Consider the following 13,126-nt stretch of genomic DNA (forward strand, 5'->3'; position numbering starts at 1 on the left):
GGTGTTGTCAGCTTGCGGGCGCCCGGGACTGACAGTGCGGCGGTCGCCCCCTGACGCCGCTCGCGGGCGCGCTCAGGCCGTGACGGTGACCATGAAGTACACCGGTCGGCGGGTGGGGAAGAACTCCTGCCCGTTCTCGTCGACCATCCTCCAGCTGACCCAGCACTTCCCGGGACGGCTCGGAGCGGTGACCGGAACGCTGATCATCACCTGCTCACCGGGCGGCGTGTCGCCGATCGCGACCCGTTCCGGCACCTGGCAACCGTCGGCGTCGGCGGTCGGGTTCGTCCGCGCCAGGTAACGGTTGTGCCAGACGACCTTCCCCACGTTCGCGAGGGCCCACACCTTCACGAACGTGGTGTTCACCTTCACTCGCGTGCCGTCGGGGATGGTGACGTCCGCGACGAACTTGCTCGAGTCACCGGCGATCAACGAGTCCGAGAACGCCGACGACGACGGTGACGGCGACGAGGCCGACGACGCCGACGCGGCAGGGGTGCCCCCGCCGTCGCGCGACGACAGGTCCCGCAGGGTCACGCCCAGGACGGCGACGATCGCCACCACCATCACCACCGCCGCGGCGGCCAGCCACGGTGAACGGCTGCGCCGCGCTCCGGCCTCCTCCTCGACCGGCGGGTAGTCGCCGACCCGCAGGTCGCTCGGATACTCCGCCGACGACGGGGCGTCACCCGTCATCGATCGCCCGTGGATCGTCGACGGCTCCGGGTCGCCGGCGGTCTCGGCGCCGGTCGCGGTGGGCTCGGCTCCGACGTCGGCCGCCGACGCGGATCCGTCCGACGCGGGATCGTCGGCCGGGATGCCGTGGGCCGAGGCCGGTCGCTGCGCCTCCTCCCACCTGCGTCGCCATAGGGCCTCGTCCGCCTCACAGGCTCGGACGAACTCCCGGGTGGTCTCCCAGGAGGGGAACCTGGTCCCGGCAGCGGCCTCGTGCAACGTCGTGTGCGAGATCCGGCCCGACCGACCGGCCATCTTGCGGAAGGACGGGTCGCCGGCCGCGGATCGCAGTGCCCGCAACTGTTCGGCGAACCTACCGGCGGCCGATCGGTCCTGAACTCCATCCGTTGCGGCACGCTGGTCCTTCATCCACTCCCCCATGTCAGACGGCGTCGTCAGGCGTTGTCAGAGCGTGTCAGAGGCTACCGAACGGGCGATGGCCGCGATCAATGTGGTGCATCGACGACACCGGGCTCCACGGTCCCGGTGCATTGAAGGAGGTCACCGATGAAGAGTCTCTCCCGACGTGGTGTGCGCATCCTCGCGGCGGTCGGGCTGGCGGTGCCCGCGACGCTGGCGTTCGCCGGACCGGCCCACGCCGAGACCAACCCGCGCTGTGTGGGCTCGGTGCAGATCGGCGCGACCGCGTACGTCACCGTGGGCGGCCAGACCGCCGCTTCGGTCAAGCAGTACAAGGGCTGCGGCAAGAACTACGCGTACACGTACGTGTGGCAGCAGTATCGGGAGACCCACGGCTCGTACCAGGTCTGCACCTCGATCGTGACCGGAAGCACCCTGCGTGACCTGCAGTGTTCGAGCGGCAAGGAGGTCTGGTCCCTGGGCGCCGACACCCTGTCGGTGTGCACCCGGGCGCTCGGCGGGATCTCGGACGTCGCGCAGAAGGAGACCGAGGTGCGCTGCTGACCGCCGTACCACTGCGGGTCGGGTGACCGGCCGAACGCGGCCCGGCGGTCCCCCCGCCGGGCCGCACGCCGTCCCCCGGTCAGGCGGTGATCACCGGCCAGGCGTACGCGAGCAGGGCGCACGCGGCACCCAGGAGCGCGAGCGAGACACCCCGGGTGGGCAGCGGCAGGGCCGCGAGCACGATCAGGATGACGGCGAGGATGTAGAGAAAGGCCTGGGCGGACATATGGGTCTCCTCGATCAGGGGATCACTGGCGGATGTGGAACTCGCCCGCCGAGATGCCCCCGACCGTGATCGCGGAAACCTGCCGCCGATCATCAGCGGGTCCACAGTGGTCGGCACGGCATGTGCGGTGCGCCGCCTACGCCCCGAGGAGCAGCGCTTCGGCTCCGACCGGTCGAAACCCGGCCGCCTGGAAGGCGCGCACGCTGCGCGAGTTGCCGGCGGCCTGCTGGGACCAGAGCGGCTGACCGTCCGGTACCAGGTGTCGCGCGGCGGTCGCCAGTGCCCTCCCCAGGCCCCGGTGGCGACGCTCGTCGTCGACCTCGATCGCCACCTCCCAGCGGCCGGCCACCCCCCGGCCGATAACGATCACCCCACCATCGGCTGCCCAGAGGCGCACGTCGGTACGGCGGCGACGTGCCCTGGCCTCGCGGGGATGATCGGCGTCGGTGAGTTCGGTGAGCCGCAGGGGCGGGTCCCCGGCGAGGCCGCTCGCCACGGTCAGCAGGTCGATCGTGTCCATCGACCGCCCGGTGCGGTCGAGCAGCGCGGCCAGGAAACGCGGATTCATGGTGGCCGCCAGAGGGTCGCAGGCGACAGCGGCCAACGTACGACGTACCCATTGGTGGTCTTCGTCGGTGAACACCACCGAGTGGCCGGTGAAGGCGATGACTCCGGCGTCGCGGCGACAAGGCTGCGGCACCACAGTGGTCCCGCCGTCCGGCGGCGGGAAGGCGCCGTGCGCCGCCGCCTCCAGGATGTCTGCCAGCGTGCGCTGCATGTGATCTGCTCCTCGGTCCCCGATGCGGCGTCTCGGCTCGGCCGCTTCCGAAGCGGGTCGATGATATGCGGCTCCGCCGCCACGGTCGCGCCGTGCGGTCTCGTCGGCGTTGTCCGGATAATGAGGTCCCGATCGCCTGAGCTGGAGGTCCGCGTGCGAGTCATCCGCATCCTGCCCAACCTTCCGGTGGCCGACGTCAGCGCCGCGAAGGGCTTCTACACCGACTTCCTCGGCTTGAGCACCGAGGAGTTCAACCTGGGCTGGGTGGCCCGCTACACGTCGCCCGACTCCGATGTGGCCGTGCAGCTCGTCTCCGGCGACGCGTCCGCGCCCGTCGACTCGGTCATCAGCGCGCAGGTGGACGACGTGGACGGCGCCTACGCGGAGGCGCAGCGACTCGGCTACGAGGTCGTGCACCCGCTGACCACCGAGCCGTGGGGCGTGCGCAGGTTCTTCGTCCGCGCCCCGGACGGCAACGTCATCAACGTCGCGGCGCACCACTCCTGAGGCGGTTCCCGACGACCGCGAGGGACCGACCCTGGTCTCCCACCCCTGGTGTACGCGCACCGGCGACCGTTGCCCCGTCGGCGTCCGCACCGACGGGGCAACGAGCAGCTGACGACCTATCCGCTGACGATCCTGATCGTCGCCGTCCGGTAGTTGTCGCGCCGGCCGCTCTTCGTCGGGTCGTAGTTCCTCTCGATGTTGCCGGCGCTGTCGACCGAGAACCAGCGGAACGTCGTCGTCTCGGTCACGTGGAACACCTGACCCGGCTCACGGAACTCGGTCGCCGCGTAGCGGGGCGAATCGAGTGTGGGTCGGCTGCCGTCCGTCGTGTAGTAGACGGTGGCCGGCTCGCTGGTCTCGAAGCGTACGTCGACGGGCCCGGGGTAACGCCCGGCGCCCGGGACGAGCCGGGACGTCGGGTCCTTCCGGTCCCGGCCCCAGTCCGCCGCCACCCGGAACATCTCCATGATCCCGTTGGCGTACTCCATCGTCTCGGCGTGGCCACTGACGAGGTCGGGGTTGCCCACCCATTCCGGTTGGAACGAACCGCCCTGCCAGTCTCCGGTCGCCGGGTTGTAGACGGAGCCACCGACCTCCCAGCCGAACGCGTAGATGCCGTACGTGTGGTACAGGTCCTCGCGGACGTTACCCGCCGACGAGTAGAGGACGTCGGAGGAGCCGCCGACGTTCTCCGGGGTCACGACGGTCTCCCGGTGCGCCTTGACCTGCGACAGGATTCGGGCGGCCGACTGCCAGTAGAACGCCTCGTCGCCCAGTGGCGGTCGTGGCGTGGTGATCCGACCGTCCGCGATGTACGCACCGGGCTGCCAGAAGAGCTGACCGCCGTTGGAGTGCACCGACATCATGAACTTGATGTTCGAGTACTTCTCCACCAACCAGATGATGTTCCTCGACTCGGGCTCGGACAGCTCCTCCGGCCCCTGGTAGGTGTCGCTGACGCAACTGGTCGACGCTCCGGCGTAACCGTCGTGGCCGGATCCGACCCGGTAGTTCCGGTTCAGGTCGACGCCCCAGGAGTTGCGTCGGCCCGGATCGGCGTTCGCGTCCGGGCAGTGGTTGGTCATGTTCCGACGCTGGGAGGCGAAGTTGTAGAAGCTGTAGTTCGCGCCGTCCGGGTTGTTGGACAGGATGAAGAAGACGTCGGTGTTCTCGACGATCTTCTTCGTCTCCCGGTCGGACCGGTAGTTGTGCACGAGCCGCTCAGCGGACTCCAGGCTGGTCGTCGCCGGCACCCACTCACGGGCGTGATCCTGCGCCTGGATCAGCACGCCGGGCTTCGTGCCGTCGCGGTGCTTGCCGATCCGCAGGACCGGGATCGTGACCGGGCCCCGCGGCACCTCGCCCGCCGGTGCGCCGACGCGCTTCTGGTCGAGGAAGTCGGTCAGCGCGACCGGGCCCGCCGTCGGCGCGACGATGCCGGTGCCCTCGTTCGCGCGGTACGGGTGCGCCCGGTCGACCAGGCCCTGGGAGCGGGTCCGCAGTGCCTCCGCCACCTCGCTCACCGTACTCGCCGGCACGCCGGAGGCGTCCTTCGCGAGCAGGACGCGGACGGCCTTGCCCGCGACCTCCACCGCGAGCGGGAGGTCCGCACCCGGCCGGTCGACGAAGTCCACCGTGACGTCGTTGCCACCCTCGTGGCCCCACGCCGCCGAGGTGACGACGACCGCCGACTGCCCCGTGCCGCCGATCTGGGCCTGCGCCTTGCGTTGGTACCCGTTCGTCTGGTTCGGCAGGTAGACGATCTCGGCGATGTCCGGGTACTGGCGGGCGATCTCCTTGGCGCGGCTGTAGAGCTGCTGCGGGTGCTGGTAGCCGGCCACGAAGTCCGACTTGTAGGACGGGTTCGCCGTCAGCGGCGGCGGCGCGTCCTCCAACCAGTTCGAGACCACGCCGGTGGCGACGCCGCCGGTGGAACTCGTCACCCGGATCCGGTCGGGACGGGTGTCGAGCTTGAACAGGTTCCGGTGGAACATGTACTGCCCCGAGTCGACGAAGCGGCTCATCGTCCGGGCGAAGCCGAACGGGCTGCCCTTGCCCGAGTCGTTCTCGAGTTGCATGCCGACGATCGGCTCCGCCTGCTGCCCCTCGGTGGTCCGCGCCTCGACGTAGAGGAAGCCCTGGCCCTTGGTGGTGAACCAGTCGGCGCGGACGACGCGGACCGTCGCCTCGTGGCTCGACGGCGCGACCACCCGGGCGCCGACGGCCCCGATGCCGCCGTCGGCCTCGTCGGCCCAGGCGAAGCCCGCGTCGTCGGCGAGCACCTCGACGCCCATCGCCGTCAGTGCGGTGAGCTGCTCGGCGGTCACCACCGCCTCGCCCTCGATGCCGGTCGGCACGCGCCGTAGGCCGTGTTCGAGGTCGAAACCGGCGGCTGTCACCTTGTCCAGCATGTCCGCGCCGGTCAGTCTGATGTGCACGTGGCGTACCGCGTCGGGATCGCCGACGTGGGATCGGCTGGCCGCGGTCGACGGCCCCGTGGGCTCCGCACCCGCGGGCCCGGTCGCCACGAGGATGCTTCCCACCAGGGCGGGCAGTGCGAGAAGCGCGATGCGCTGTCGTGTGCGCCGCATTCCCCCTCCTTCTGCTTGAACGCTGATCGGGTGACTCCGTGCGCGTCGCCCCCGGTAGGAACAGCCATGCCGTACGCGCGGTGGAGTCTGGGTACGACGACGATCGCCGTCGCGAGGAGGGGACGGGAGGGCGTGAGCGGGGCTGGGTCCGGTGAGCGTATGCGCGTTCGCCACCCGATCGCCGTACGCCGATCGAATTTGAGCAATCCTTGAGGAGTTCCCGGGAGGCGGGTGGGCTGGGCGACGACGGCCTTCCCGCTCGGGCGGGACGTGGCTCACCCGCGTGGGGGACGTGACGCGACCCGACGACCGCGATGGTGGGTTCTGTGACCAGAAGCGCCTGTACAGGTTGGCGACCGGGCCGGGGATCAGCCTGGCTGCCGTACGCCGCTGCGGCGTGGACGGCGGCATACGCGGCTGTCCACGCCGTATGGGCGAGCCGCGGTGCGCCACGATTCACCGAACCGGGCGAGTCGTTCCTGCCGGAGGGATGGTTTCCGGTGGCGGTCTCGGTGCTCGCGACAGCGACCGTCCTGCTCGTCGGGTCGGGAGCCGAGCGTCGTCGCCGGACCGCTCTCCGATGGCTGGTGGCAGCGCTGGGCTGGATATCGGGGGTGTCGCTGCTGCTCTACTCGTTCATGTTCCCGCTGACTCTCCTGATGGTCCTCGGCGGCGTGTTCGGCATGGAGGTCAGCTCGGTCGACGGGGCCACGCTGCTGGCGCAGGGCAGTGGTGGCGTCGGCGGGGCAGTGACCATCGGCGTCGCCATCCGCGAGCAACGGCGCGCCCGTGGCGTCTGCCGGCGCTGCGGTCGTACCGGGTGCGGCTCCCCGGAGTCACGGGAGACGACGCCGTGGTGGGCCGTTCTCGCCGGCTACGCGGCGGTCGTGGCATGTCTGGCCCGATTCGGCGCAGAAATACTGCACGGTTTCCTGTCGAGCAAGGCGCCGGAGGTTCCCTGGGCGTTCCTGGTCACCTTCGTCGTCCTGATGTTCCTGGCCGGCACCCTACTACCGCTGGCGTTGGTGCACAGGTGGGGTCGGATCTGGCCGCGCTGGGTCCGGCCGCTCGCCGGGCGCGGGGTGCCGCGTTGGCTCGTACTCGGGCCGGGGTATTTCGTGGGTGCCGGCCTCACCGGATACTTCGGCGTGGGTGGCATGACGGCCTGGGCCACCGGCGACAACGTGGACGGCGCTGCGTGGTTCCTGGCGGTGGTCCTGCCGGCCTACACCGTGTGGGGTGTCGGGCTGTTGATCGCCGCGGGCTCGTACTTCGGTCTGACCAAGCCCACCTGCGCGCTCACTCACGGCAAAGCGCCACCGACCTGCGTCGGTCGCGGGCACGATGAGAGGGATTCGCCCAGCGACGCGGTGAGCGGGGGTCGGCCGTGAAGGACGGACTGGTGACCAGACGGCCCACGATGTCGGAGAGACCGTCGCCGCCCTGCGGGCCGAGGCGGAGCGGGCGGGCGCGGCCGTCGTCGCGGTGGTCGACCACGCGGCAGCCGCGCGCAGGGCGCCCCTGAACGCCCCAGCCACGATCGCCTCCATGCTCGACGGCTGAGTACGCCGGGTCCTCGCGAGGGACTTTGAAAAGGATGCGGGCGGCCTCAGCCTGTGGGGGCGAGCTGTGCGCGGCGCGTCCGCAGGTGGGCACGTTCGGTCTCGTTGGTGACCAGCGCCAGGGCCTCGTCGTAGGCGGCCCGGGCTTCGGCGTCGCGGCCGAGCCGGGTCAGCAACTCCGCGCGGGTGGCGGGCAACCGGTGGTAGCCGGGAAGGTGCACCTCCTCCAGCGCGGCCAGGGCCGCCGCCGGCCCGTACACCTCGGCGACGGCGACCGCCCGGTTGAGCGCGACGACCGGGGTCGGCGTGAGCGCGAGGAGCTGGTCGTACAGTGCCAGGACCTGCCGCCAGTCGGTGGTGACGCCGTCGGTGTGCACCGCGTTGATCGCGGCCTGGATCTGGTACGGCCCGGGCCGGTTGAGCCGCAGGCAACGGCGGACCAGGTCGTGGCCCTCGGCGACGAGCGTCCGGTCCCACAGTGACCGGTCCTGGTCCGCCAGCAGCACCAGGCCGCCGGTCGGGCCGACCCGGGCCGCACGGCGTGCCTCGGTCAGCAGCAGCAGGGCGAGCAGCCCCAGGACCTCCGGCTCGTCGGGCATCAGCACGGCCAGTTCGCGGGCGAGCCGGATCGCCTCGGTGCACAGGTCGGGTCTGATCAGCGGCCCATCGGTGGCCGTGTAGCCCTCGTTGAACATCAGATAGAGCACGGTGAGCACCGGCGGCAGCCGTTCCGGTAACTCGTGTTCGGCGGGCACCCGGTAAGGGATGGCGGCGTCGCGGATCTTCCTCTTGGCACGCACGATCCGCTGCGCGACTGTCGCTTCCTGAATCAGGTAGGCCCGGGCGATCTCCGCCACCTGTAGACCGCCGAGCAGGCGGAGCGTGAGAGCGGTGCGCGCGTCGGGGGCGAGCGCCGGGTGGCAGCAGGTGAAGATGAGTCGCAGCTGATCGTCCTTCACCGGCCCCACCTCCCGGGGCTCGTCCTGGTGGCTCAGCAGGAGCGCCTGGGCGTGCCGGGCCTCGCGGGTCGACTCCCGGCGAAGCCTGTCGACGGCCCGGTTGCGGGCGGTGGTCACGATCCAGGCACCGGGGTTGGGCGGCGTGACGTGCCATTTCTGCACGGCCGTGGCGAAGGCGTCCTGGACCGCCTCCTCGGCGAGGTCGATGTCGCCGAGCACGCGGGTCAGGGTGGCGACGCAGCGCCCGTACTCCGCGCGGTAGACGTCTTCCAGATCCATGTCGTCACCCGCCTCCTCGTCGGTGGTGCAGCCATGATCCTCTCGCAGAGGGCTGACGTTGTACGGCGTGAGGGCCGACGGTCGACGGGTTTCGGCGTCCGTCCCTTCCGGGTAGCGCACGGGTCATGAATCGCAATCTCGTCAAAGGTCTACAGGCTGCCTGGGAGTTGCCGGAGTTCCGCAGCGGGATACGCGAGCTCGTCGACCTCGACGAGGTGGCGGTGCTGCTGGCCGCGCTGTCCGATCCGGACCACGACCGCGAGGTCGAGCGCAGCCTGTTGGGCCTACTGCGGTCCGGTCTCGACACCACCGAGATCCGGGACGCGGTGCTGCTGTTGTTGGAGCGGGACGAGGTACGCCGACCACTCGTCGCGGCGATGGCCGAACCCCTCGCGGACCGACCGGGCCAGGCTGCCGCCATCGCCTCGGCCGCCGAGGATCCTGCGGTACGGCGCGAGCTGCGGGCGGTGCTGGACAACGCGCGAGCGCGCGAGCTGATCTGGCAGGCTGTCGACGACCAGGTGAACGACGATCGCGTCGGGCTGATCCACCGGGCGGCGGTGCTGTTCCTGCGGCACCGCAGCGTCCGGCGCCTCGTGTGGGCGCTGCGCCGGCACGGTGTGTTGCGCGAGCTACGCCGCCGGGCGGAGGATCCCTCCCCGACCGGCTGAGGGCGGGGTGGACCCTCGACGACGGTGACCAGGAACGGGGGTGTCCATGACGCCGGAGGTGTCGCCCCGCCGGGCCAGAGCCGTGCTCGCCGCGCTCTCACTCGGCGCGTTCGCGTTCATCACCACCGAGTTGCTGCCCGTCGGTCTGTTGACGCACATCGCTCCCGATCTCGACCGCAGCCGTTCGCAGGTGGGTCTGCTGGTCAGCGGGTACGCCATCGTGGTCGTGCTGGCCTCGGTGCCGTTGGCCCGGCTCACCCAGCGGATTCCCCGGCGTCACCTGCTCGGCGTCACGATGCTTCTGTTCGCCGCCGGCAACGCCACCGCCGCGCTCGCGCCGACGTACGCCGTCCTCGCCGGCTCCCGTCTCCTGACAGCCCTCGCGCAGGCGCTCTTCTGGTCCGTCGCCACGGCGACGGTGACCGGGCACTTTCCCGTCGCGGTGCGCGGCCGGGTGGTGGCGCTGTTCGCCGCCGGGGCGACACTAGCCCCGGTTCTCGGCGTACCCCTGGGCACCTGGCTCGGGCAGCAGGCCGGGTGGCGGGTGGCGTTCGGGGTGCTGGCCGCAGTCGGTCTGGCCACCGCCGCAGCGGTTTCCGTTCTTCTCCCCTCCTATCCCCCGGCCGCCGGGGGCGCGGCGCGGGGGACGGCACCGGACCGGCGACGCTTCATCCTTTTGCTGGTCGCGACGGCGCTCGGCATCGGCGGCTTCATGACCCTGCAGACGTACGTCACACCGTTCCTGCTCGACGTGAGCCGCTTCGCCGACGCGATGCTGGCGCCGTTGCTGTTCGTCTCCGGCGCCGCCGGCGTCGTCGGCACCCTGGCGGCGGCGCGGACCCTGGACCGCTGGCCGATCGTCTCCCTGCTGACGCCGCTGAGCATCGGCACCGCCTCGCTGTTCGGCCTGTACGCGATCGGCGCGCTCCAACCCGGCGCGGCGGCTCTCCTGGCCGGGATCGGCCTCGGTTACGCCGCATTCGGCTCCGCCGTGCAGAACCGGATGCTGCACCTGGCTCCGGGTAGCACCGACATCGCGTCGGCCGGTGTCAGTACCGCGTTCAACGCCGGCATCTGCGGCGGCTCGCTACTCGGCGGCGCGCTTCTGTCCACCTCGGGAGCGCGCCCGCTGGCCCTCGTCGGCGGCCTGCTGACGCTTGTCGCTCTCGGGCTGCTCGCCGTCGACGGGCGGCGAGGCCACACCGAGCCGTCGCCGACCACCGCCCGTCCCCCCACCGACCTCGCCGCGCCCCGGCACGCGTAACGGGTCAGCGGCGTCGTTTCTCCCGGTCGACGGAGGAGTCTCGATCCCACCCGGTCGCCTCAGCGTCGGCCCACGTCGTGTGCCCACCGGTCGAGACACGGCGACGGCTCAGTGGCCACGGAACGCCTCCTCCAGCCACCACGACCCCCGCGCGGCGCAGACCTTGGCGTCGACCACGAGTGGCCGGGTACGGCGACCAGCGAGCCACTCGCGTACCGGCCCGAGGTCGTCGACGCTGCGGACGGTCACCCCGTCGCAGCCGTAACCACGGGCTATCGCGGCCAGGTCGGTGTCGGGGAAGGTGACGGTCTCCAACGGGTGACCGTCCGGGCCGAAGTGGTGCACCTCGGCACCGTACGCAGCATCGTCGTAGATCACCACGAGGAGCGGCAGCGCGAGCCGGACGGCGGTCACCAGCTCGGTGGCGGACATGACGAACCCGCCGTCGCCGAGCGCGGCGACGGTGAGCCGGTCCGGCCGGGCGACCGCCGCGCCGAGCGCGCCGGCCAGGCCGAGCCCGACCGACTGGAAGGCCTGGGTGAAGCAGAACCCGGCCACGTCCGGCACGTCGAGCCACATCGACGGGTAACCCATGAAGTTGCCGGAGTCGACCACCACCGTGCGGTCGGGCGGCAGCAGGTCGTCCAGAGCGGCCGAGAGGGTCCTCGGGTCGATCGTCGCCGAGTCGCCCTCATCCTGGTACGGGACCGTCCGCCACCGGCCGTGGTCGCGGATCCGCCGTGCCAGCTCCGGTGTGCGCCAACCGCTGACGCCCGTCGGGTCTTCGCCAAGCCGGTCGAGCAGCGCCTCGGCGACGGCGGTCACCTCGCCGAGCACCGTCAGGTCGACCGGACGGTTCACCCCGAACGCGGCCGGGTCCTGATCCACCTGGACGACGACGGCGGTGGACGGGATCAACTCGCCGTGCCGGGTGGTCCACATGTTCAGCGTGCTGCCCCACGCGACCACCAGGTCCGCCGCGCCGATCAGCTCGACGGCGAGCGGGGTGGCGAAGCCGCCGGCCACGTCGAGATACCACGGGTCGCCGGTGAACAGTCCCTTCGCGGCAGCCGACACCGCGAGCAGCGCCCCACACCCGTCGGCGAGCCGGGTCAACGGTTCGCGCGCCGACCGGGCACCCCGACCCGCGATGAAGACCGGCCGACGAGCGGCCCCGAGCGCGGCCAGCAGCGGCTCGACCTGCGGCGCGACGGACGGGGTCGACGCGACCGTGGGAAGTGGGCCGGACCACGGTTCGACAGCCGAGCCCTGCACCTCCAACGGGAGGCCCAGCACCACCGTCGCGCCCCGGGCGGCCGCCCGGTACGCCGCGCCCGCGTCCTCGGCCGCGTGCGTCGCGCGTACCCGATGGAAGTCGGCCCCGACCGCGGCGGCGAGCCCCGGCAGGTCGATGAAGAAGTTCGACCGGGGCGCGGTCGCCTCCGGGGCCAGGACCACCATCGGGGTACGGCTCTTCGCGGCCTCGGTGAGACCGGTCAGCGCGTTGGTGACACCCGGACCCTGGTGCACCGAGAGCAGGCCCACCGCCGCGGAGGTGCGGGCGTACCCGTCCGCCATGCTCGCCGCGCCGCCCTCGTGGGCCGCCGCGACGAACCGGGCGCCGGCCGCCACCAGCGCGTTGGTGACGTGGAAGTTGCCGCTGCCGACCACCCCGAAGACGTACCGTGCGCCGTGGGCGTGGAGAACCCGGCCGACCACCTCGGCTACCCGCATCGGTGGGCTGGTCCTACCGCTCGACGAGCGCGAGGACCCGGCACGGGCTGCCGGACCCGGAGACGATCGGCAGTGGTCCGGCGATCACCACCGCGCCCGTCGCCGGCAACAGCGCCAGGTTACGGAGCTGGGTCAGGCCGTACTTCTCCTGGCCGAGCAGGAACGAGTGACACGGGAACGGCGGGTCGAACGAATGCGCGGCACCCGCGTCGGTGCCGACCGTCTCCACCCCGACCCCCTGGATCGGCGACTCCTCGGCCAGCCATCGGGCACACTCGACGGAGATGCCCGGGGTACGGCCCGCGTTGGCGTACCGCTCCGGGTCGTCGCCGTACGCGTCCCATCCCGTGCGGTAGAGCAACCAGCCACCGGCGGGCAGAGCACCGTGTTCGGCCTCCCACGCCTTGACGTGCTCGACCTCCAGCAGGAAATCCGGGTCGTCGGCGGCGTCCGCGGTGTGGTCGATCACCACCGCCGGGGCGATCAACCGGCTCACCGGGACCTGCGACACGTCCGCGCCCTGCTGACCGGTGACCCAGTGCACCGGGGCGTCGAAGTGGGTGCCGGTGTGCTCACCGGTGGAGAAGTGTTCCAGTACCAGGCCGGACCACGGTCGTCGTACCGGCTGATCTCGCTGAGTTGGAACGGCCAGGTCTGGCCGAACTGCTCCGGCAGACCCAGGATCGGGGTCTGGTCCGAGAGCGGGGCGGTGAGGTCGACAACCTGGATCCGGCCGCTGGATAGAGCGGCGACAAACTCCTGCAGCACCGTCATGCGGCGACGGTACACCGCCGCTCCCTCCACGTTGGACGTGCGAGAGCAGTGTGTCGACGGCTCCAACCACCGATCCGGGTCGGTGAGTGTCTGCGGACCGTGGGCCACACGAAATTCCGCGT

At 71.4% G+C, this 13,126-nt stretch carries 13 protein-coding genes; 5 read left to right on the forward strand and 8 right to left on the reverse strand.

What is annotated here, in order from left to right; all coding sequences use genetic code 11:
- Positions 1-72: 72 nt before the first annotated feature.
- Entirely contained in the window at positions 73-1,104 is a 1,032-nt protein-coding gene (locus O7616_RS24460) for an NBR1-Ig-like domain-containing protein (RefSeq protein ID WP_282304145.1), read from the reverse strand.
- Between the two features lie 138 nt (positions 1,105-1,242).
- Between O7616_RS24460 and O7616_RS24465 the strand changes: the two genes are divergently transcribed.
- Entirely contained in the window at positions 1,243-1,659 is a 417-nt protein-coding gene (locus O7616_RS24465) for a hypothetical protein (RefSeq protein ID WP_282304146.1), read from the forward strand.
- A gap of 79 nt (positions 1,660-1,738) precedes the next feature.
- Here O7616_RS24465 and O7616_RS24470 read toward each other — a convergent pair whose 3' ends face one another.
- Together O7616_RS24470 and O7616_RS24475 are read right to left on the reverse strand one after the other, a co-directional pair.
- A complete protein-coding gene (locus O7616_RS24470; RefSeq protein WP_282258597.1) occupies positions 1,739-1,885 on the reverse strand; it encodes a hypothetical protein in 147 nt (48 codons plus the stop codon).
- Between the two features lie 136 nt (positions 1,886-2,021).
- Complete coding sequence (locus O7616_RS24475) at positions 2,022-2,663, reverse strand: GNAT family N-acetyltransferase (protein ID WP_282304147.1); 642 nt, start codon at positions 2,661-2,663, stop codon at positions 2,022-2,024.
- A 153-nt stretch (positions 2,664-2,816) separates the two neighbouring features.
- On the opposite strand from O7616_RS24475, the gene O7616_RS24480 reads away from it, so the two are divergent.
- On the forward strand, positions 2,817-3,170 hold the full coding sequence (locus tag O7616_RS24480) for a VOC family protein (protein WP_282304148.1): 354 nt from the start codon (positions 2,817-2,819) through the stop codon (positions 3,168-3,170).
- Between the two features lie 116 nt (positions 3,171-3,286).
- Here the strand turns inward: O7616_RS24480 and O7616_RS24485 are convergent, their stop codons facing one another.
- Positions 3,287-5,761, reverse strand: coding sequence for a M14 family metallopeptidase (locus tag O7616_RS24485; protein WP_282304149.1), 2,475 nt, complete (start codon positions 5,759-5,761; stop codon positions 3,287-3,289).
- 500 nt (positions 5,762-6,261) lie between these two features.
- Here O7616_RS24485 and O7616_RS24490 point away from each other — a divergent pair, with 500 nt between their 5' ends.
- Positions 6,262-7,152, forward strand: a complete 891-nt coding sequence (locus O7616_RS24490; RefSeq protein ID WP_282304150.1) for a hypothetical protein — start codon at positions 6,262-6,264, stop codon at positions 7,150-7,152.
- Positions 7,153-7,370: 218 nt separating this feature from the next.
- Here the strand turns inward: O7616_RS24490 and O7616_RS24495 are convergent, their stop codons facing one another.
- Positions 7,371-8,561, reverse strand: coding sequence for an RNA polymerase sigma factor (locus O7616_RS24495; RefSeq protein ID WP_282304151.1), 1,191 nt, complete (start codon positions 8,559-8,561; stop codon positions 7,371-7,373).
- A 125-nt stretch (positions 8,562-8,686) separates the two neighbouring features.
- Between O7616_RS24495 and O7616_RS24500 the strand changes: the two genes are divergently transcribed.
- Positions 8,687-9,232, forward strand: a complete 546-nt coding sequence (locus tag O7616_RS24500) for a hypothetical protein (protein WP_282304152.1) — start codon at positions 8,687-8,689, stop codon at positions 9,230-9,232.
- Positions 9,233-9,278: 46 nt separating this feature from the next.
- Complete coding sequence (locus O7616_RS24505; RefSeq protein ID WP_282307710.1) at positions 9,279-10,496, forward strand: MFS transporter; 1,218 nt, start codon at positions 9,279-9,281, stop codon at positions 10,494-10,496.
- A gap of 108 nt (positions 10,497-10,604) precedes the next feature.
- Here the strand turns inward: O7616_RS24505 and O7616_RS24510 are convergent, their stop codons facing one another.
- Genes O7616_RS24510 through O7616_RS24520 form a run of 3 tightly spaced genes read right to left on the reverse strand, consistent with a single transcriptional unit; the run spans position 10,605 to position 13,004 of the window.
- On the reverse strand, positions 10,605-12,230 hold the full coding sequence (locus O7616_RS24510) for a thiamine pyrophosphate-binding protein (RefSeq protein ID WP_282304154.1): 1,626 nt from the start codon (positions 12,228-12,230) through the stop codon (positions 10,605-10,607).
- A gap of 13 nt (positions 12,231-12,243) precedes the next feature.
- The gene (locus tag O7616_RS24515; RefSeq protein WP_282307711.1) at positions 12,244-12,831 is read right to left on the reverse strand and encodes a cyclase family protein; all 588 of its coding nucleotides are present in this window, start codon (positions 12,829-12,831) and stop codon (positions 12,244-12,246) included.
- Entirely contained in the window at positions 12,723-13,004 is a 282-nt protein-coding gene (locus tag O7616_RS24520) for a hypothetical protein (protein ID WP_282307811.1), read from the reverse strand. Before O7616_RS24520 ends, O7616_RS24515 begins: the two co-directional genes overlap by 109 nt.
- Positions 13,005-13,126 lie beyond the last annotated feature (122 nt).

This window comes from Micromonospora sp. WMMD964 (assembly GCF_029581455.1).
Taxonomy (GTDB): Bacteria; Actinomycetota; Actinomycetes; order Mycobacteriales; family Micromonosporaceae; genus Micromonospora.

What these genes read in the sequence shown, in the direction of transcription:
- O7616_RS24460 (WP_282304145.1), bottom strand. Translation starts at nt 1,104, where the DNA reads ATGAAGGACCAGCGTGCCGCAACGGATGGAGTTCAGGACCGATCGGCC.
- O7616_RS24520 (WP_282307811.1), bottom strand. Translation starts at nt 13,004, where the DNA reads ATGACGGTGCTGCAGGAGTTTGTCGCCGCTCTATCCAGCGGCCGGATC.
- O7616_RS24465 (WP_282304146.1), top strand. Translation starts at nt 1,243, where the DNA reads ATGAAGAGTCTCTCCCGACGTGGTGTGCGCATCCTCGCGGCGGTCGGG.
- O7616_RS24500 (WP_282304152.1), top strand. Translation starts at nt 8,687, where the DNA reads ATGAATCGCAATCTCGTCAAAGGTCTACAGGCTGCCTGGGAGTTGCCG.
- O7616_RS24510 (WP_282304154.1), bottom strand. Translation starts at nt 12,230, where the DNA reads ATGCGGGTAGCCGAGGTGGTCGGCCGGGTTCTCCACGCCCACGGCGCA.
- O7616_RS24470 (WP_282258597.1), bottom strand. Translation starts at nt 1,885, where the DNA reads ATGTCCGCCCAGGCCTTTCTCTACATCCTCGCCGTCATCCTGATCGTG.
- O7616_RS24505 (WP_282307710.1), top strand. Translation starts at nt 9,279, where the DNA reads ATGACGCCGGAGGTGTCGCCCCGCCGGGCCAGAGCCGTGCTCGCCGCG.
- O7616_RS24475 (WP_282304147.1), bottom strand. Translation starts at nt 2,663, where the DNA reads ATGCAGCGCACGCTGGCAGACATCCTGGAGGCGGCGGCGCACGGCGCC.
- O7616_RS24485 (WP_282304149.1), bottom strand. Translation starts at nt 5,761, where the DNA reads ATGCGGCGCACACGACAGCGCATCGCGCTTCTCGCACTGCCCGCCCTG.
- O7616_RS24495 (WP_282304151.1), bottom strand. Translation starts at nt 8,561, where the DNA reads ATGGATCTGGAAGACGTCTACCGCGCGGAGTACGGGCGCTGCGTCGCC.